Below are 18,330 nucleotides of genomic sequence, written 5' to 3' on the forward strand. Positions count from 1 at the left end.
CCGGACGTACTTGGATGACTCCGACAACGCGGCGAGCGTGCGTGCCAGGCGTCGTGGGCCAGACGGGACTTCTAAAACACGCCCTAGGCGAAGACGCCGAGGGCCACTTCGGCGGCCTCGGCGATGAGGGCGTCGTCGGGCTCGGCGTCCTTGACATCGCGGCGGGACAGGACCGCGATGGCGATCGGATCGGCCTTGGGCGGCCAGACGATGGCGATGTCGTTACGCGTGCCGTAGCCTCCGGTGCCGGTCTTGTCACCGACCTGCCAGCCCTTGGGGGTGCCCGCGCGGATCACCGTGTCGCCGGTGGTGTTGCGCTTGAGCCAGTCCGTCAGCACGGCCCGTTTGCCGGCGGGGAGGGTGTCGCCGAGGACGTACGTACGCAGGTCGGTGGCCAGCGCGCGGGCGGTGCTGGTGTCACGGAGATCGCCGGGGACGGCGTCGCTGAGCTCGACCTCGTAGCGGTCGCACCGGGTGACGCGGTCGCCGATGCCGACCAGGGCCCTTTCGAGGCTCTTGGGGCCGCCGATCTCGTCGAAGAGGAGGTTGGCCGCACCGTTGTCGCTGTAGCGGACCGCCGCGTCGCACAGCTCTCGCAGGGTCAGACCCGTGGCGAGATGCCGCTCGGTGATCGGCGAATGACCTTCGAGAGCGTCGCGGTCGTACCGGACCAGGCGGTCGAGTTGTCTGAGGGAGTTCCTGTCCAGCATCACGGCGGCGAGCAGCGCCTTGCAGGTGGAGGCGTACGCGAAGCGTTCGTCGGGCCGATGGGTGATGGACCGGCCGCTGCCCGTGTCGATCGCGTAGACACCGAGCCGCGCGTCGAACTTCCGCTCAAGCCCGGCGAACGCGCGCGCCGTCCTCGGGTCGGTCGTGGAGGTGCTTCCGGACGGGGCCGGGCCCGACTTCGAGGGTGTGGAGCCGGAACGGGACGGAGATCCGTTGTCGGAGGAGCCGTTGCCGCACCCGACGAGGGGGATCGTGGCGAGGCCGGTGAGGGCGGCGAGTGCCGCACGGCGGGGGACCTGGATACGAGTACGGGCGGGGCTGGACATACGGTGGCGGCTTCCCTTCGGGGCGGGGCTGTGACCGGGCGCTTCACACGGAGGCGGGAGCCTGGTGGTCCGTACCTCCTACGCCCCGAGGAGATCAACGGCCGTCCGTTCACGTCCAAGACCGATATCGCTCATGGATCGATCAACCATCGATATGATCGCTGGTCGTGGACCTGATACGGCACCTCCAGTGCTTTGTGGCTGTTGCGGAAGAGTTACATTTCGGCCGCGCCGCCCAGCGACTCGGTGTCGCCCAGCCACCCCTGTCGCAGCGCATCCAGCGGCTGGAACGAGAACTCGGCGTACGTCTCTTCGAGCGCTCCAGCAGACAGGTCGCGATCACCAAGTCAGGCGCGCTCCTTCTGGACGAGGCACGCCAGTTGCTGGCCCACTCCGAGGCGTTGATGGCCACGGCCCGCCGTATCCAGGACGGCCACAGCGGGCTGCTGCGCGCCGCGCTGCCGCCCGACATCACGGGGGAGACCGTGGCGGCGATCCTGGCCGGATTCCAGGAGCGCGCGCAGGGGGTGGAGCTGGAACTGCACGAGTCGCAGACGTCCGAGCAGCTCACCCGGCTCGCCTCGCACGAACTCGACGTCGGGCTCATCCACCATCCCTGCGACGTGTCCGGGCTGGAGCTGGGCCCCGTCCTGCGCCACGAACTCGGCGTCCTGCTGCCGCACGACGCCCCTGAGGCGCGCCTCGAAACGGTCCCGCTCGCGGCACTCACCGGATACGACCTGATCCTCTTCCCGCGCGCCCACGCACCGGCCGTCCACGACGACCTCCTGACCACGTGCGCGCGGCACGGCTACACCCCCGCGGCCGTCAGGCACGGCCAGGGGCCGAGCTTCATACGCGGGCTGCTCCTGTCCAGCCGCGCCGTCGCCTTCGGCCCACGCGACGCCCACCACGCCGGAGACGCGGACCTCAGCTGGCGGCCGCTGACCGGCGCCCCGCTGGCCCGGCGCCACTCGGCCGCCTGGCCCAAGGGGCGGGGCGACGCCGCCGTACGGGCCTTCGCCGACACCGTCACCGACGCCCTGGGCCGTACCGCCGCCGACCCCGACCTGTCCACCGGTCCGCTGCATCTGCGCCCGGCGGCGGAGTACTGGATATGACCGAGCCCCCCGCCCGCACCCACGCACGCGACCGCATTCGCGCAGCCTTCGCCGAAGCCGGTGTCACCGGCTGGCTGCACGCCGTGGACATCGACTCCGGCGTCCAGATCGGCGTGGGCGCCGACCAGCCCGTGGTGACCGCGAGCGTCCACAAGCTACCGCTGCTCGTCACGCTCCATCAGCACGCGGAAGCGGGGCACTTGGCCCTGACGGAGCAGGCCGAGTCACCCGCCGGCGACCGCACGGCGGGACCCACCGGACTCTCCGCGATGCTCGATCCGGCACGGCTCTCCCTGCGCGACGCGGCCTATCTGATGATGGCCGTCAGCGACAACACCGCGGCCGAACTCCTCCTGGCGCGCGTCGGCCTCGACGCGGTCAATGCCACCACCGAGCGCCTCGGGCTCACCCGTACCCGCGCCGTCCAGACCTTCCGCGAGTTCCTCACCACCATCAGGGAGGACGCCGGCCACGGCGGCTCGCAGGCCCTGGCCGACCCCCAGGTCCTGGCCCGCCTGCGCGCGCTCGACCCGGCGCGTACGAACCGGAGCACCGCGCGCGACATGACCCGGCTGCTCGGCGCGATCTGGCGCGACGAGGCGTGCGGCCCCGAACACGGCGCTGCCGTACGCCGCCTGCTCGGCCTCCAGGTGTGGCCCCACCGGCTGGCGTCCGGCTTCCCCTTCGACGAGGTCCACGTCGCGGGCAAGACGGGCAGCGCGCCGACCCTCCGCAATGAGGTGGGCGTCATCGAGTACCCCGACCACGGCCGCTACGCCGTCGCGGTGTTCACCCGCGCGGCCAGCCCGGCCGCCGCGCTGCCCGCGGCGGACGCGGTCATCGGAACGACGGCGCGCATCGCGATCGACGCGCTGCGCAGCCGTGATCCGCGTGCTGCCGGTGGGCTCCGGGGGCGGCCGAGTCCGTAGCGCCGGGCCTGGTTCCTGTCGTCCACTCGGGGAGGTGGCCGTTGATGCGGTAGTACTAGTCTCATCGGCGATGCTGGATGTCCGTCGTACGACTGGGAAGCACTGAGCGGGGCGGTTGTGGAAGAGCACCGAGCAGACGGCGATACCGAGCGGGAGGAGTCGGACCTGAGCGACCGACTCGGCCGGCTGGAACGGGTGGTCGCCGGGATGGCTGCGGAGGCGACTCAGCACCACGAGGATCCGGGGACACCGAGCGAACCGGTGCCGGTTGCTGAGGCGGAAGGCGATGAACGGGCGCGGGGCGATGGCGAGTTGCCGAGCGGGGCGGAGTCCGGGCTCTCGGTCGCGACAGCGAGCGGGAGCGAGTCGGGCGGAGTGGGTGGGCCCGGACCCGTCGAGCCGGCGTCTGTGGGTGCGCCTGCCTCCTCCGTGACCGCTACGGTCGAGAGCGTGGCTGTGCCTGCGGGGCCGGTGGAGCCGGGTTCGTCCGTCGTGGCGAACGGGGCTGAGGCCGCTCCCGTGGGTTCGGCGGAGTCCGGGCCCTCGGTCGCGGCAGCGAGCGGGAGCGAGTCGGGCGGTGCGACCGGGCTCGGGCCCGCCCCGGCTGCGACCACGGCCGAGGCCGCTGCCACCGTGACCGCCGTCGGCGAGATCAAAGCCGTGTCCGCGGAGCCCGTGGCGGCCCCTGCGTACGACGACACGTCCCACCCTCCCCGGAAGCGCGCGCGGCGGGTCGGGTGGGTTTTGGGTGGTGTCGGTGTCTGTTGTGCCGTTGTCCTTGGGGCTGCCGTGATCGGTGGAGGTTCGGCGCCGCCCTGGTTGTCCATACCCGGGGTCGCCGAGAGCGACGGTCAGGATCCGGCCAACACCACGCCCGCTCCCGTGGATTCGGTGTCGGGCGCGCCGGAGGGCGGACCAGGGCGGAGCGGTGGACCGGGGCCGGGTGAGACCAGGCGGAGCGTGGAAGCCGTGGAGTCCACGGCCGGTGCGCGGTCCGGTGGCAGCGGTTCGGCCGAGCCGCTCCCGTCGGAGACCGGCGCCGTATCGCCCTCCGCGACGTCGGGGAGCCCGAGCGCCCCCGGGACCACGACCCCGCCGTCACCGAGCGCCGACACCGGCACACCGACACCGTCCGGCGAGCCCAGTGAACCCCCGTCGGAGGACCCCGACCCGCTCGGCGGGCTTCTCGGCGGCCTCTTCGGCGACTGACGGCGACTGACCGTGAATCAGGGGCGGTACACGAGGAGTTCGGCCACCTCGTAGGACATCTCCTTCGTGGCCGGATCCGGGCGTGGGTGGTAACGGCCCGCGCAGACCGAGAGGTTCACGATCAGATGGGCCCGCCAGTCCCGGCCCACACCCGTGCGGTCGGCGAACGCGCGCGTGCCGTTGATGTGCCAGTCGACCGAGCGGGCCCCGAGGCGGACTTCGAAGTCCACCCAGGCGCCGGGGCGGATCGCCCGGTCGCGGTAGTAGCGTTGGCCGCCGTTCACGTGGTTCGAAAGCTCAAGCAGATCCGGGTTGTCCGGGTGGTACTCGAACACGTCGATCTCGTTCCCACCGTCCAGCCAGGTCCAGATCGCCGGCCAGGCCCCCTGCTCGTGGGGGAGACGGACCCGGGCTTCCAGGACGTCTCCCGTACGGAGCATGAAGCCGTCCGGGCTGCCCTCGGTGGTCAACAGCCCGGTGTACCAGGTGCCTTGGGGCCTCCGCGTCGCGCGGAAGACACCGCTTCTGCTGTACGCGGGGTCCGGGGTGAGGTAATCCAGTTTGTTGTCACCCGGGTTGGTCGGGCCGCCGCCGGGATAGGCCCACGAGTGGCCGGCCACCCACTGGTCCTCCGACGAGAAGTCCGCCGTGAACACCGGTTGGCCGTCGTCGGCCGTATCTGAGGATCCGCACATGACGTCGACCGCCTCGATCTCGCACCGCACCGCCCCGCACCCCGCATACGTACCTACGGCGACGGCCGACGAAACGCCATAAACGACCGCACAGTTGGTCGATCGCGTCCTACCGGTCCAGAAGGCGGAAGCCCTGCTCCTCCGCCTGGAACAGGGAGTACACGGGCTCCTCCGCCTTCAGGGCGTTGGTGCCGTCCGTGGTGAAGCGGAGGGTTTTGGCGATTCCCTTGTACGCGCCGTACTCGGCGTCGAAGAGGCGCTGGGCCACCGCACCCGGTTCGATGTCGGCCGTCCCGCCCAGATTCCTGAGCGTACGGGCGAGAAGTCCCACGGCGTCGTACGCCTCCGGGGACCAACGCCCGGGTCCCGTACCGTACTTCTTCCGGTACGCGGCCCTGAAGGTGCCGGACACGCTGTCGGGGTCGGTGAAGGGGGCGGCGAACACCCAGCCCCTGCCCACGGTTCCGGCCTGCTGGAGGAAGGCCGGGCCCATGCTGTGCCAGATGCCCACCCGGGGCCCGGTGAAGCCCGCCTCGGCGAGCGCGCGGGCGCAGCGTGCGGCGCGCTCCGGCGATGTGCCGCTGAAGACGACGGCCTGCGCCTTCGCCGCGAGGGCGTCGCGCACGGCGGCAGCGAAGTCGTTGCTGTCGGCCTCGACGGAATGGACGCTTGTCTCGCCCCCGCCGGGCGGCGACCGCCTGACCAAGGTGGTGAGGTCCGAGCCTGTTTGGCCCGCTTCCAGGTCGTCGATGACAGCGGTGCGGTCGACCTTCGGCAATGACGACAGATACGACACCAGTGGCACGGCCAGCGTCGATTCGGGACCCCGGGTGACACGCACCGTGCTCAAGTCCGGTTCGGACCCAGTGAGTTCGGCGCCGTCTGCGGAGATCAGCACCATCGCCGTGCGGGCCTCCTCGTAGACCGGAGCGGCGGCGAGCGCCGAGGCCGCCTTGCCGAGGCCGAGCACCGCGCTCACCCCCGCCTCGGTGAGACCCCGGGCCGCCTCGTCGCCACCAGCCGCATCGCCCCGGTCGTCAACGGTGTTGAGGGCGAGGCGGAAAGTGATCCCCGCACGCTTGTTGTGCTGTTCCACGGCGAGCCGCGCCCCGCGCTCCTGCGCCACGCCGCCCGCCTTGTCCGAGCCGCTCAAGTCCGCCTGGAAGCCGAGCGTGTGCACGGGCAGGCCACCGCCGGAGCCCCTCGAACCCCCCGCCCCGCCGTCGCTCCCTCGCCCCGCCGTCAGATACGCGGTGACCCCGCCGCCGACGGCGACCACGGAAGCCGCCGCGCCCCCCATCAGCAGGACCCGCCGCCGGGTCGGCGGGCGGGCGTCCTGTGGACCGGAGGACGTCGAATCCCCCGCGCCAGGCGCGTCGTCGCCCGTCTCCGGCCTTATAGCTCGCCGGGGCGTGGGCACGTCCAGCGCCCGCGCGGAGCGTTCGGCGACCACGCGCAGGAGCGCGGTCGGCAGCCAGCCCTCGTCCCGGCCCCCGGAGATGTTCCGCGCGAGCGAGACGCGCGGGTCGTCGAGCGTGGCCGCGACCTCCCTGACCGTCGGCCGTTCGGCCGGGTCCTTGGCCAGGCACGCCCGGATCAGTGTCTCCAGTTCGCCGGGCACCTCCGCCAGGTCCGGCTCCTCGTGCACCGTGCGGAAGAGGACACCCGCCGCGTTCCCGCCGCCGAACGGGCGCCGGCCGGAGGCCGCGTACGCCAGCACGCAGCCCAGCGAGAAGACGTCGCTCGCCGGTCCGACCTCCCCCGCGCGGGCCCGCGCCTGCTCCGGCGCGAGGAAGCCGGGCGTCCCGACGACGGCGTCGGGCGCGGTGAGCACGGTGGCGCCCCCGGCGTAGGCGATGCCGAAGTCGATGAGGCGGGGGCCGTCGAGAGCGAGGAGCACGTTGCCGGGTTTCACGTCGCGGTGCACGAGTCCCGCGTCGTGTACGGCGGTCAGCGCCTCGGCCAGCCGGGATCCCAGGGTCCGTACGGCGGCGACGGGCAGCACACCGAAGCCGTCGACGGCCTCGACCAGCGAGGGACCCGGCACGAACTCCGTGGCCAGCCAGGGCTCCCGGGCCTCCGCGTCGGCGGCCACGACCGGCACCAGCCAGCGCCCGGTCAGACCCCGCACCGCCGTCACCTCGCGCCGGAACCGGGTGCGGAAGGCGGGGTCCGCCGCGTGCTGCGCGTGGATCGTCTTGAGCGCGACGAGCGCACCGCCCCCCGTACGGGCGAGGTAGACGACGCCCATGCCGCCCGCGCCGAGCCGGGTGAGCAGCCGGTGTCCGCCGATGTCCTCGGGGTCGTCGGCCGCCAGGGGGCGCATCAGAGGCCGACCTTGCCCGCGTAGGAGTACCGGCCGCCCTTCACCTCGTACCGGAAGATCTCGTAACTCTCCAGCCAGCGGTACTCCTTGTCGAAGGTGTACGACCGGACGACGCCCTTGTACTCGTCCTTCAGCAGCAGGTCGAACAGCTCCTGCTGCGAGGGCCTTCCGCCGGCCTCGGTGAGGCGGGTGATGACCATGCGGGCGACGTCGTACGCCTCGGCCGCCCAGTACGGAGGCGCGGAGCCGTACCGCTTCCGGTAGGCCCTGGCGAAGGCGCGGACAGGGGCGGCCGACGGGTCGATGTACGGCGCGAAGACCTGCCAGCCGTCGGCGGCGGCGCCCGCTGCCGTCAGGAACTCCTTGTCCGCCGCCGGATAGCCGAGCACGCGCGGGCCGTCGAAGTCCGTCGCCGCGAGGGCGCGTGCGACGGCGGCGGCCCGCGCGGGGGTGCCCGTGAAGACGAAGGCGTCCGGCTTGTTCGCGACCATCTCGGCGATAACCGGCGTGAGGTCCTCGGCCAGCCGTGGCGCGACGCGCGGCTCACCGGCGATCTTGAGGACGCCGAGGTTCTGGAACATCGTGTTGCCGAGCTGCCAGGCGGGCATGCCGCCGCCGCGGTCGATCAGTACGCCCACCCGCCGGGCGCCCTGGGCCCGGAGCGAGAAGGCGGCCGTCGCGGGCAGATGGGTGTAGGAGGGTACGGCCTGGAGGAAGTGACGGGGGTCCGACGTGCCGTACGGGCTCTGCGCGGATGAGGCCGTGAGCTGGGGGATCTGCCGTTCGTCGTAGCCGCCGAGGCTCGCCCCGGTGGTCTCGTCCCCGGTCGAGCCGATGACGGCGAGCAGATCGCGGTCGGCGGCGAGAGTACGGGCCACCTTGGCCGCGCGCGTCGCGTCGCCCCGGTCGTCGACCGACTTGAGAGTGAGCGTGAAGGGCTTGTCCGCACGGGAGTTGAACTGCTCCACGGCCAGCCGTACCCCGCGCTCCTGGCCCTGCCCGACAGCTTTCTGAGGGCCCGTCAGGTCGGCCTGGACGCCGAGGATCCAGCGGCGGACGGGGGGTGCGGCGGCCGGCGGCGTACCGTCGTCGCGCTGGGCGGCCCAGAGGGCGCCACCGCCACCGGCGGCCAGCAGGGCGGCGCCGCCGAGCAGCAGGAAACGGCGGCGGCCGTCGGCACGTGGCGTCGGCGCCGCGTCCTCGGGCTCTCTTTCAGCCCTCGCGGCTCCCTCAGCCCCGTCCGCCCCCTCCGCCTTCGCGTCGACGGCCGTCGCCTCGATGTCCGGGAGGGCGAGCATCGCGGCGGAACGCTCCGCGATGAGCCGTACCACCGCGTCGGGCAGCCAGTCGACCGAGTCCTGGGGTGTCTCCTCGACCAGCGCCTCGTCCACCTCGCGGGCGGTGGGCCGTTCGTCCGGGTCCTTGGCGAGGCAGCGTTCCAGAAGGCCGCGCGTGTCCTCGGGGACGCCGTCGAGGTCGGGTTCGTCGTGCACTGTGCGGTAGAGGAGCGCGTCCACGGCGCCGGACCCGAAGGGCGGGCGCCCGGTGGCCGCGTACGCGAGGAGACAGCCGAGGGCGAAGACGTCGCTCGCGGGCGAGGCGGGCCGGGCCCGCGCCTGTTCCGGGGCGAGGAAGCCGGGTGTGCCGATGACCATGTCGGCCGAGGTGAGCGCCGTCTCCTCGGTGGCGTGGGCGATGCCGAAGTCGATGAGGCGGGGGCCGTCGACGGTGAGCAGCACGTTGCCCGGCTTGACGTCGCGGTGCACAAGTCCCGCCTCGTGCACGGTGGTCAGGGCGCGGGCCAGCATCCGGCCGAGGACGCGTACACCGCGCGACGGCAGCGGGCCGCAGGCCGCGACGGTCTCGGCGAGCGAGGGGCCGGGAACGAACGCGGTGGCCAGCCAGGGCGCGGACGCGTCCGGGTCGGCGCCGGTGACGGACACGGCCCAGGGGCTGTCCACGCGCCGGGCGGCGGTGACCTCGCGGCGGAAGCGGGCACGGAACTCGGGCTGGTCGGCGTACTCGGGGAGAATGACCTTGACGGCGGCCAGTTCCCCCGACTCGGCGCGCCCGAGATAGACGACGCCCATGCCGCCCGCGCCGAGCCGGGCGAGCAGCCGGTGCCCGCCGATCTGCGCCGGGTCGGTGGGGGTGAGCTTCTCGGTCATCGGCGGTCGCCCCTCGTATTGCCCTTGGTGTCACCCTTCGTGTCGCCACCCGGCCCGGACGGGTCGCGCTCGATCGCGGTCCGCAGGCGGGAGCGCATGCCGACGTGCGGATCCCGCAGCCGGTCGAACAGGTCCGCCTGGGACCAGCCCTTGGCGCCCTTGGCGGAGACGGCGAGGGTGAACTGGCCGATGCGGGTCTGCTCCCAGATGTACGGGTTGGTGCCGCCCAGTCCCTTCGCGGTACTCGTATAGCTGCCCAGCTCGGTGAGGGAGTCCTCGGCGAACTCGTTCCCCGACTCGCCGAAGGAGGCGGGGACGTTCCTCAGGTTCGTGATCAACTCGTCGGAGCGCAGCATCTGTTCGGGGCAGCGCATCATCTCTTCCAGGACCTCGGCGTTCTCCCAGTCGGCCTGCTCGGGAGTGCGGTGCACCGTGACGACGGCGCTCAGCCGGAGCGGGCCCCTGCCGTCGCCCGCCGGTACCTCGTAGGAGCGGGTCAGCGTGGCGAGCACCCCCTTCGGGAGCGCCCGCTGCTCCCAGACGCACTCGTCGCCGAGGACCGGCCAGCGGAGCGGATCGCTCTCGTACGGAGTCCTGCGTACGGCGCCGGGGCCGAAGTCGGAAGGGCCGGGGAGGACGTCCCGGATCAGGACGTCCGCCTGTGCCCGGGTGTTCGGGAGCCGGGCGGGGGAGATGTCGACGACTTCGGTCGGGGAGGGAGACGGGGACGCCGAGGCGCCGTTCTTCTTCGCCGACGCCGATTCCCGCGGTTCGTCGCCTCCGTCGGAGGTGCAGCCGGCGAGTACGACGCACACCCCGACGGCACAGCCAAGGCGCGCCAATCGGCCTGTCACGACCACGAGTCCCCCATACGATCCATCCGCTGACATGCCTCTTCGGCGATCCTAGGCAGCAACGTACGGGAGCCCTCGTCCCGTTGACGATCTCGTGGCAGAGCCGTACCCCATCTGTCACACACCGTGCTCGAACACCGCCCGGACGGTGGGTGGTTGAGAGCCGGGCGGCGTGCCGTAGCACCGCGGCCGTGCTCCCCGCAACAGGTGGCGGCCCCCCTGTGGCGGCCGGGTTGTGGAGCGGCGCCACATTCCGTGCCGCACCACGCGCTCCTACTGTGACCGCACCCCACTCCGGCCACCGTCCTCCCCGAGGGCCGGCGGCCGGGCCCTTGCCGCCGGAGGTCACGTTGTCCCACGTATCGCCGCCCCGTCCGGATCAGCCGACACCCACCCACGTACGTCGCCGGGGGCGCCTGCGCCGCGTCCTCGGGCGCGTCGCCGCCGCCCTCACCCTCGCCACCGGAATCGCGCTGCTCCCGCCCGCGCCCCAGGCACAGGCGGCCGTCGCCCTTGAGCGGGTGACGAGTTTCGGGGCCAACCCCGGCGGCCTGAACATGTACGTCTACCGGCCCTCGTCCCTGCCGGCGAACGCGCCCGTGGTGGTCGCGCTGCACGGCTGCACCCAGTCCGCCCAGATCTACGCCGACAACTCGGGCCTGACCACTTACGCCGACCGGTACGGCTTCCTGCTGGTCCTCGCCGAGACGACGTCCGTCAACAACGCCAACAAGTGCTTCAACTGGTTCCAGGCCGCCGACATCCGGCGCGGCCAGGGCGAGGCCGCGTCCATCCGGCAGATGGTCGCCCACGCCGTGTCGTCGTACGGCGCCGACGCCGGCCGGGTCAACGTCACCGGACTGTCGGCCGGCGGGGGCATGACCGCGGTCATGCTCGCCGCGTACCCCGACGTCTTCAAGGCCGGTGCCGTGATGGCCGGGCTGCCGTACGAGTGCGCCACGGACGTCCTCGCGGCCTTCACCTGCATGAGTCCCGGCGTCGACCGTACGCCCCAGGACTGGGCGCAGCGCGCACGGAACGCCTACCCCGGCTACACCGGCCCATGGCCGAAGGTCTCCGTGTGGCAGGGCGACAACGACCCCACCGTCGTCCCGAGGAACGCGGACGAACTGCGCGACCAGTGGACCCAGGTGCACGGCCTGGACCAGACGCCCGACCGCAGCTCCACCATCGGACCCAACGGCACGCGCAGGGACGAGTATCTGGCCGGGGACGGCACCGTCGCCGTCGAGGTCAACCGGGTGCCGAACATCGGTCACGGCACGCCCGTCGACCCCGGCACCGGGGCGGAGCAGTGCGGGGCGACCGGCACCGCCCACTTCATCGACTCGATCTGCTCCAGCCACTGGGTCACCCGCTTCTTCGGACTCGACACGGCCGCGCCGGACCCCGGCGGTCTGCCCGCCCCGGCCGGACTGCGGTCCACGGGCGTGACCGGCTCCTCCATCGCGCTGGAGTGGGAGCCGGTGGCGGGCGCGACCGGCTACGCGGTCTACCGCGACGGCACGCGCGTGGGCCGGCCGGCCGAGCCGAGGTACACCGACAGCGGTCTGGGCGCCGGCGCCACGCACGCGTACAGCGTCGCGGCGCACGGCGCCGACGGGGTCGAAGGCGCCCGCTCGGCACAGGTCACGGCCGGTACCACCGGGGCGACGGCGGCCTGTTGGACGTCGAGCAACTACGAGCATGTGCGCTCCGGCCGGGCGACCACCAGCGGGGGATACGTGTACGCCAAGGGCTCGAACCAGAACATGGGCCTCAACAACACGTTCGTCAGCCGCACGCTGAAGGAGTCACCGACGGGTTATTACGCCCTCGCCGACGCTCGCTGCCCCTGACGGGCGGGTAGCGTCCCGCCGCCCCGTACATGTCGTGTGCCGTGTCCCCGCAACGGAGTGATGACCCATGCCAGTTGTCCCGCAGAACGTTCCACCCGCCCCGACGGCCCTGTCCACCGGGGCAGTTCGGCGCTTGCACGCCGCGTGCGTCGCCGTGGCGGCCGTGATGGTGGCGGTCTCCGCCCCCGCGATCCCGGCGTCCGCCGTCCCGTCCGCGGTCCCGTCCGCCGTCACGGACACCGGCCGGCCGCCCGGCCACTGCGCCCGGATGAACGCGCTCGACGTACCCGGCGCCGAACACCAGCGGGCCGCCTGCCTGGGCGAGTTGACCACCGCGGGCACCGTCGCCTCGGGCCACACCGACGAGGCCGACTGGTCGGGGCTGACGCCGAAGGACCTCGCCACCCCGAGCGGCGTCCCGGGCATCCAGATCGACGGCTACTTTCCCGACTCCTCCACCACCAACACCAACCACGGCTGGAACCACGACTCCCAGTTCGTGATCCGGCTGCCCGACCGCTGGAACGGCGGTCTCGTGATCGCCGGATCGCCCGGTGTCCGCGAGCAGTACGCCAACGACCGGGCCTTCGGTGACTGGGTGCTCGCCCGCGGCTACGCCTTCGCCGCCACCGACAAGGGCAACACCGGCGCCGCCTTCCACCGCGACGGCTCGGCGCCCGGCGACGCCCTCGCCGAATGGAACAGTCGGGTCACCCAACTCGCCGTCGCGGCACGGAAGGTGACCACCCAGCGCTATCAAAGGCCCGTGTCCCGCACACTCGCGATGGGCATGTCCAACGGCGGCTATCTGGTGCGGTGGCAGTTGGAGAACCACCCCGAGCTGTACGACGGCGGCGTCGACTGGGAGGGCACTCTCTGGCGTACGGAAGACCCCAATCCCCTCACCTTCCTGCCCCCCACCCTGCGCGCGTATCCCACTTATGCGGCCGGCGGCGCGGGCGCCGGCGCGGCACACCGGGAGATCGTGGCAGCCGGATTCCCGGCCGGCTCGGAATTCCTCTGGCCGTACCACCACCAGTACTACTGGGATCTCACCCAGCGCATCTACCGCGAGGAACTGGACCCGGACTACGACGGCGCCACCGAGGCCGGAACGCCCTTCTGCGCCCCGGGAACACCCGCCTGCGACGCCGACTACGACTACACCGCCCGGCCGGGCGCGGTCCGCGAGGCGATCGGGAAGATCGAACTGACCGGCCGGATCGGCAAACCGCTGATCAGCTTCCACGGCACCCTCGACGTGCTGCTGCCCATCTCCAAGACCTCGGACGCGTACGCGAAGATGGTGCGCCGCGAGGGCCGGGGTTCGCTGCACCGCTACTACCGGGTCGAGGGCGGCACGCACGTCGACTCGCTCTTCGACACCTTCCCCGACCGGCTCCGCCCGCTGGTGCCGTGTCACCGTTCCGCCGTCACCGCGCTGGAGCGCTGGCTGGACGACGGCCGGCGCCCGCCGTCGAGCCGTACGCTGCCGATGCCCGAAGGAGCGGATCCGGCCGAGTCGCTCAACCGGTGCCCGCTCGACCGGTGAGTGCGGAACAACGCAGAGTGGCGAACCGCCGCTCTCGGTAACGCGAGTGGTGACCGTCGACACCTGATCGGCATCCACTGTGGCGAACCGTCACATGGGATGTCCGGTCAGGTGTCTCTACCGTTCCGGCCATGAAGAGCCCAAGTCACGCAGCCCCCGGCCCCTCCGCACCGCGCGCGGACGGCAGGGAGCTCCAGGGTCGTACCGCGCTGGTGACCGGCGGCGGCAGTGGCATCGGACGGGCCTGCGCCGAGGCACTCGCCGGAGCCGGGGCGCTGGTGCACATCGTCGACCGCGACGCCGACGCGGCCAAGTCCGTCGCCGCCGGGACCGGCGGTGTGAGCCATGCCGTGGACCTCGCCGACGCCGGGGCGATCGGCCGGCTCCCGGCGGACGTGGACATCCTGGTCAACAACGCCGGGCTGCAACACGTCGCCCCGATCGAGGAGTTCCCGCCCGACAGGTTCGAGCTGATCCAGAAGGTGATGCTCACGGCCCCGTTCCTGCTGATGCGCCACTGCCTGCCGCACATGTACGCGGGCGGCTGGGGCCGCGTGGTCAACATCTCCAGCATCCACGGACTGCGCGCCAGCGCCTTCAAGTCCGCCTACGTCGCCGCCAAGCACGGCTTGGAGGGGCTGAGCAAGGTGGCGGCTCTCGAAGGCGCCCCGCACGGTGTGACCAGCAACTGCGTCAACCCCGGCTACGTACGGACTCCGCTCGTGGAAGGGCAGATCGCCGCCCAGGCCACGGCCCACGGAATCGCCCCGGACGACGTCGTCAGGGACGTACTGCTGGACCGTTCCGCGATCAAACGGCTGATCGAGCCGGCGGAGGTGGCCGCGGTCTGCCTCTGGCTCTGCGGCCCCGACACCGGTTACATCACCGGCTCCTCCTTCCCCCTCGACGGCGGGTGGGGAGCCGGCTGATCCGGCGCGGCGGCCGTCTCCCCGCGGTCGCCGGCTCCCACGCCCGCCCCCACCCGCCCGACCCGCTCCAGTTCCCTTCGCGCCACCCGCACCCCCGTCCCTGACCGCCCAACGAAACGCGGTGACTTCACCATGAGCGTCTCCAGCTCCCCACAACCCCGCCGGGCCAACATCGGCCGCATCGTGGCGGCCAGCCTCGTCGGCACCACCATCGAGTGGTACGACTTCTTCCTCTACGGCTCCGCCGCCGCGCTGGTCTTCAACACCCTGTTCTTCCCGAGCAGCGACCCCCTCGTCGGCACGCTGCTCGCCTTCCTCACCTACGCCGTCGGCTTCGCCGCCCGTCCCCTCGGCGGCATCGTCTTCGGTCACTACGGGGACAAGATCGGCCGCAAGAAGCTCCTGGTGTTCAGCCTCCTGCTGATGGGCGGCGCCACCTTCGCCATGGGTCTGCTGCCCACCCACGCGACCATCGGCGTCGGCGCGCCGATCCTGCTGACCGTGCTGCGGCTCGTCCAGGGCTTCGCCCTCGGCGGTGAGTGGGGCGGTGCGATCCTGATCGTCTCCGAGCACGGCGGCGACAAGCGCCGTGGTTTCTGGGCCTCCTGGCCGCAGGCGGGCGCCCCCGGCGGCAACCTCCTGGCCACCGGTGTGCTGGCGCTGCTCGCCGCGATCCAGTCCGACGAGGCGTTCCTCGCGTGGGGCTGGCGCGTCCCGTTCCTGCTCTCCGGTGTGCTGGTCATGATCGGCTTGTGGATCCGCATCTCGGTCGAGGAGTCGCCGGTCTTCCTGGAAGCTCAGCGGAAGGCGGCCGAGGAGGCGGCGCGGGCGGCGGGGACGACTGCCAAGGGCGGCGAGGGCGGCGAGGGCGGTGTCCCGGCGGTCAAGGAAGAGGCCCCCGTCGTCCAGGTGTTCCGCAAGAGCTGGCGTGAGGTGCTGGTCGCGATCGGCACCCGGTTCGGCGAGAACGTCTCGTACTACATCCTCACCGCCTTCGTGCTCGTCTATGTCACCGTGCATCTGGAACTGCCCAAGAGCGACGCCCTCAACGCGGTTCTCATCGGCTCGGCGGTGCACTTCGTCACCATCCCGATGTGGGGCGCGCTCTCCGACCGGCTCGGCCGCCGACCGGTCACCCAGATCGGCGCGGTCGGCATGGTGGGCTGGGCGTTCGCCTTCTTCGCCCTGCTGGACACCGAATCGTTCCCGGTCATCGCCCTCGCCGTCACGGTGGGCCTGCTCTTCCACGGGGCGATGTACGGGCCGCAGGCGGCCTTCATCTCCGAGATGTTCGACACCAGGGTCCGTTACTCCGGCGCCTCGATGGGCTCCCAGCTCGCCTCGATCGTCGGTGGCGCGCTCGCGCCGCTCATCGCCGTCGAACTGCTGAAGGACTACGACTCGTCCGTGCCGGTGTCCCTCTATCTCAGCGCCGCCGCGCTCGTCACCGTCGTGACCGTCTGGGTGGCGAAGGAGACCAGGGGCCGCGATCTGACCAAGGACGGTCTGGTCGGTTCCGTTCCCGCGCCGCCCGCGGGGGCCCCCGCCGTGAACCGCACAGGGAACACCGAGACCGTCAAGGACTCGGCCCGGCTGGGCGGTTGACCCCGGCCCCGCCCTCGCGACCGCGACCGGGCCCGTACCGGCCCCGTCGCACCCGTGCCCACCTGGAGGTGATCACCGTATGCTCGCCGACGTGACAGCTCCAGGCACCCGGAACTCCGTGGCCGCCCTGCGCCGGCTGCTCGATCTGCTGGCGCGGGGAGCGCCCACGGAGGAGTTCGCCCGCCCCGCCGCCGACGCCCGTGAGGCGGGCGTGCGGGGCGGTGAACTGGCCGCGATCACCGAGGCGACCGATGTCGCCCTGCGGATCAGGCGCACCCTCAGCCAGCACCGGCGCCGCGAGGCCCAGCTCACCGCGCTCTTCGACACCGCGAGCGACCTGGCCGCGCTCCGCGACCTGGACGCGGTGCTGCGGGCCATCGTGCACCGGGCCAAGCTGCTGCTCGGTACGGACGTCACCTATCTGTCCCTGAACGACGAAGCGGCCGGCGACACGTACATGCGGGTGACCGACGGGTCGGTGGCCGCCGCGTTCCAGCAGGTGCGGCTCGGGATGGGCGAGGGGCTCGGCGGACTCGTCGCACAGACCGCCCGCCCGTACGCCACCGGCGACTACCAGCGCGACACGCGTTTCCACCACACCACCACCATCGACAGCGCCGTGCTCGACGAGGGCCTGCGCGCGATTCTCGGGGTGCCGCTGCGGGTCGGCGCCCGGGTCATCGGAGTGCTGTACGCGGCCGACCGCGCGCCGCGTGAGTTCGCCGCCGAGGAGGTCGCCCTCCTCTCCTCGCTGGCCGACCACGCCGCCATCGCCATCGACGGCGCGCGGCTGCTGGAGGAGACCCGGGCCGCGCTGGTCGACCTCAACTCGGCCTCGGAGACGATCAGAACGCACAGCGGCGAGATGCGCCGCGCCGAGCAGGCGCACGACCAGCTCACCGATCTCGTCCTGCGGGGCGGCGGAGCCGACGACGTGGCCGAGGCCATCGCCGACATCCTCGACGGCGGAATCCTCATCCACGACGCGAACGGCGCCGAACTCGCCCGCGCCCGCGCCGAGTCGCTCGCCCCACCCGCCCCGGCCGTCGCAGCCTCCAGGGCCAGCGGCCGGGCGGTCCCGCTGGGCGGCACCTGGGTCTGCGCGGTCCTGGCCGGTCCCGAACTCCTCGGCAGCATCGCCCTCACCGGGCACGCGGACCTCGCGGACGTCGACCGGCTGCTGTTCGAACGTGCCGGGGTCGTCACCGCGCTGCTTCTGCTGCTGCGCCGCTCGGTCGCCGAGGCGGAGGACCGGGTACGCGGCGAACTGCTGGGTGACCTGCTCTCGCGCTCCGGCGATCCGGGCGCGCTGTCGGCGCGGGCCCGGCGCCTCGGCGTCAACCTGGCCCGCAGACACTGTGTGTTCGTCGCGGAGAGCGAGACGGCGGACCGGCACCGGCTGCTGGCCGTGGCCGCCAGGCACGCGCAGGCGGACAGGGGTCTGGCCGGAATCCACCAGGGCCATGTGGTGCTGGTCGCGCCCACCGACACACCAGGAGCCGGCGCGCGAAGGCTCGCCGCCGAACTCGGCCAGGCGATCGGCTCCCCGGTGACCGTCGGCGCCGCCGGCCCGGCCGCCGGTCCCGCCGAACTGCCCACCACCCACACCGAGGCGTGCCGCTGCCTCTCCGCCCTGCGGGCCCTGGGCCACACCGGGCACGGCGGGGCGAGCGACGACCTCGGCTTCGTGGGCGTACTGCTGGGCGACCGGCCGGACCTCGGCGGTTACGTGACGGCCACGCTCGGCCCCGTACTCGACTACGACACCGAGCGCGGCACCGACCTGGTGGGGACGCTCGACGCGTACTTCGCCGAAGGGGCGAGCCTCACCCGGACGAAGACCGCGCTGCACGTCCACGTGAACACGGTGGTGCAGCGGCTCGAACGGGTCGGCCGGCTGCTCGGCGAGGACTGGAACTCCCCGGCCCGCTCCCTGGAGATCCAACTGGCCCTAAGGCTCCACGGGTTGACGCGCGATCGCCGGACGGGCTGAACTCCGCCCGTCCGGCGACCGGTGAATCAGGCGAT

13 protein-coding genes are annotated in these 18,330 nt (G+C 72.5%); 8 read left to right on the forward strand and 5 right to left on the reverse strand.

Annotation, left to right across the window (positions count from 1 at the left end; genetic code table 11):
* Window positions 1-83 precede the first annotated feature (83 nt).
* Window positions 84-1,055, reverse strand: a complete 972-nt coding sequence (gene bla / locus OIE74_RS35120) for a class A beta-lactamase (protein ID WP_329391023.1) — start codon at window positions 1,053-1,055, stop codon at window positions 84-86.
* A 167-nt stretch (window positions 1,056-1,222) separates the two neighbouring features.
* On the opposite strand from bla, the gene OIE74_RS35125 reads away from it, so the two are divergent.
* The 3 genes from OIE74_RS35125 (at window position 1,223) to OIE74_RS35135 (ending at window position 4,314) form a co-directional block, all read left to right on the forward strand.
* Window positions 1,223-2,176 carry a LysR family transcriptional regulator gene (locus tag OIE74_RS35125; protein ID WP_329391025.1) on the forward strand — a complete coding sequence of 318 codons (954 nt, stop codon included), beginning with the start codon at window positions 1,223-1,225 and terminating at the stop codon, window positions 2,174-2,176.
* Window positions 2,173-3,105, forward strand: a complete 933-nt coding sequence (locus OIE74_RS35130) for a serine hydrolase (RefSeq protein WP_329391027.1) — start codon at window positions 2,173-2,175, stop codon at window positions 3,103-3,105. The genes OIE74_RS35125 and OIE74_RS35130 overlap by 4 nt, the downstream gene beginning before the upstream one ends.
* 969 nt (window positions 3,106-4,074) lie before the next feature.
* Window positions 4,075-4,314 carry a hypothetical protein gene (locus tag OIE74_RS35135; RefSeq protein ID WP_329391029.1) on the forward strand — a complete coding sequence of 80 codons (240 nt, stop codon included), beginning with the start codon at window positions 4,075-4,077 and terminating at the stop codon, window positions 4,312-4,314.
* 17 nt (window positions 4,315-4,331) lie between these two features.
* Here OIE74_RS35135 and OIE74_RS35140 read toward each other — a convergent pair whose 3' ends face one another.
* The 4 genes from OIE74_RS35140 to OIE74_RS35155 form a co-directional block, all read right to left on the reverse strand.
* Window positions 4,332-5,009, reverse strand: a complete 678-nt coding sequence (locus tag OIE74_RS35140; RefSeq protein ID WP_329392547.1) for a beta-glucanase — start codon at window positions 5,007-5,009, stop codon at window positions 4,332-4,334.
* 109 nt (window positions 5,010-5,118) lie between these two features.
* A complete protein-coding gene (locus OIE74_RS35145; protein WP_329391031.1) occupies window positions 5,119-7,335 on the reverse strand; it encodes a bifunctional serine/threonine-protein kinase/ABC transporter substrate-binding protein in 2,217 nt (738 codons plus the stop codon).
* A complete protein-coding gene (locus tag OIE74_RS35150; RefSeq protein WP_329391035.1) occupies window positions 7,335-9,503 on the reverse strand; it encodes a bifunctional serine/threonine-protein kinase/ABC transporter substrate-binding protein in 2,169 nt (722 codons plus the stop codon). The genes OIE74_RS35145 and OIE74_RS35150 overlap by 1 nt, the downstream gene beginning before the upstream one ends.
* On the reverse strand, window positions 9,500-10,357 hold the full coding sequence (locus OIE74_RS35155; RefSeq protein ID WP_329391037.1) for a hypothetical protein: 858 nt from the start codon (window positions 10,355-10,357) through the stop codon (window positions 9,500-9,502). Before OIE74_RS35155 ends, OIE74_RS35150 begins: the two co-directional genes overlap by 4 nt.
* A gap of 350 nt (window positions 10,358-10,707) precedes the next feature.
* Between OIE74_RS35155 and OIE74_RS35160 the strand changes: the two genes are divergently transcribed.
* The 5 genes from OIE74_RS35160 (at window position 10,708) to OIE74_RS35180 (ending at window position 18,295) form a co-directional block, all read left to right on the forward strand.
* Entirely contained in the window at window positions 10,708-12,216 is a 1,509-nt protein-coding gene (locus OIE74_RS35160) for an extracellular catalytic domain type 1 short-chain-length polyhydroxyalkanoate depolymerase (RefSeq protein ID WP_329391039.1), read from the forward strand.
* Between the two features lie 67 nt (window positions 12,217-12,283).
* On the forward strand, window positions 12,284-13,768 hold the full coding sequence (locus OIE74_RS35165; RefSeq protein WP_443076317.1) for a 3-hydroxybutyrate oligomer hydrolase family protein: 1,485 nt from the start codon (window positions 12,284-12,286) through the stop codon (window positions 13,766-13,768).
* Between the two features lie 131 nt (window positions 13,769-13,899).
* A complete protein-coding gene (locus OIE74_RS35170) occupies window positions 13,900-14,697 on the forward strand; it encodes a 3-hydroxybutyrate dehydrogenase (protein ID WP_329391041.1) in 798 nt (265 codons plus the stop codon).
* 132 nt (window positions 14,698-14,829) lie between these two features.
* Window positions 14,830-16,302 carry an MFS transporter gene (locus OIE74_RS35175; protein WP_329391042.1) on the forward strand — a complete coding sequence of 491 codons (1,473 nt, stop codon included), beginning with the start codon at window positions 14,830-14,832 and terminating at the stop codon, window positions 16,300-16,302.
* Window positions 16,303-16,381: 79 nt separating this feature from the next.
* Entirely contained in the window at window positions 16,382-18,295 is a 1,914-nt protein-coding gene (locus OIE74_RS35180) for a helix-turn-helix domain-containing protein (RefSeq protein ID WP_329391045.1), read from the forward strand.
* Window positions 18,296-18,330: the final 35 nt, after the last annotated feature.

Source organism: Streptomyces sp. NBC_01716, from assembly GCF_036248275.1.
GTDB lineage: Bacteria > Actinomycetota > Actinomycetes > Streptomycetales > Streptomycetaceae > Streptomyces.

Coding starts and splice junctions, on each gene's coding strand:
- bla (WP_329391023.1), bottom strand. CDS start 1,055: ATGTCCAGCCCCGCCCGTACTCGTATCCAGGTCCCCCGCCGTGCGGCA.
- OIE74_RS35130 (WP_329391027.1), top strand. CDS start 2,173: ATGACCGAGCCCCCCGCCCGCACCCACGCACGCGACCGCATTCGCGCA.
- OIE74_RS35140 (WP_329392547.1), bottom strand. CDS start 5,009: ATGTGCGGATCCTCAGATACGGCCGACGACGGCCAACCGGTGTTCACG.
- OIE74_RS35145 (WP_329391031.1), bottom strand. CDS start 7,335: ATGCGCCCCCTGGCGGCCGACGACCCCGAGGACATCGGCGGACACCGG.
- OIE74_RS35150 (WP_329391035.1), bottom strand. CDS start 9,503: ATGACCGAGAAGCTCACCCCCACCGACCCGGCGCAGATCGGCGGGCAC.
- OIE74_RS35165 (WP_443076317.1), top strand. CDS start 12,284: ATGCCAGTTGTCCCGCAGAACGTTCCACCCGCCCCGACGGCCCTGTCC.
- OIE74_RS35170 (WP_329391041.1), top strand. CDS start 13,900: ATGAAGAGCCCAAGTCACGCAGCCCCCGGCCCCTCCGCACCGCGCGCG.
- OIE74_RS35175 (WP_329391042.1), top strand. CDS start 14,830: ATGAGCGTCTCCAGCTCCCCACAACCCCGCCGGGCCAACATCGGCCGC.
- OIE74_RS35180 (WP_329391045.1), top strand. CDS start 16,382: ATGCTCGCCGACGTGACAGCTCCAGGCACCCGGAACTCCGTGGCCGCC.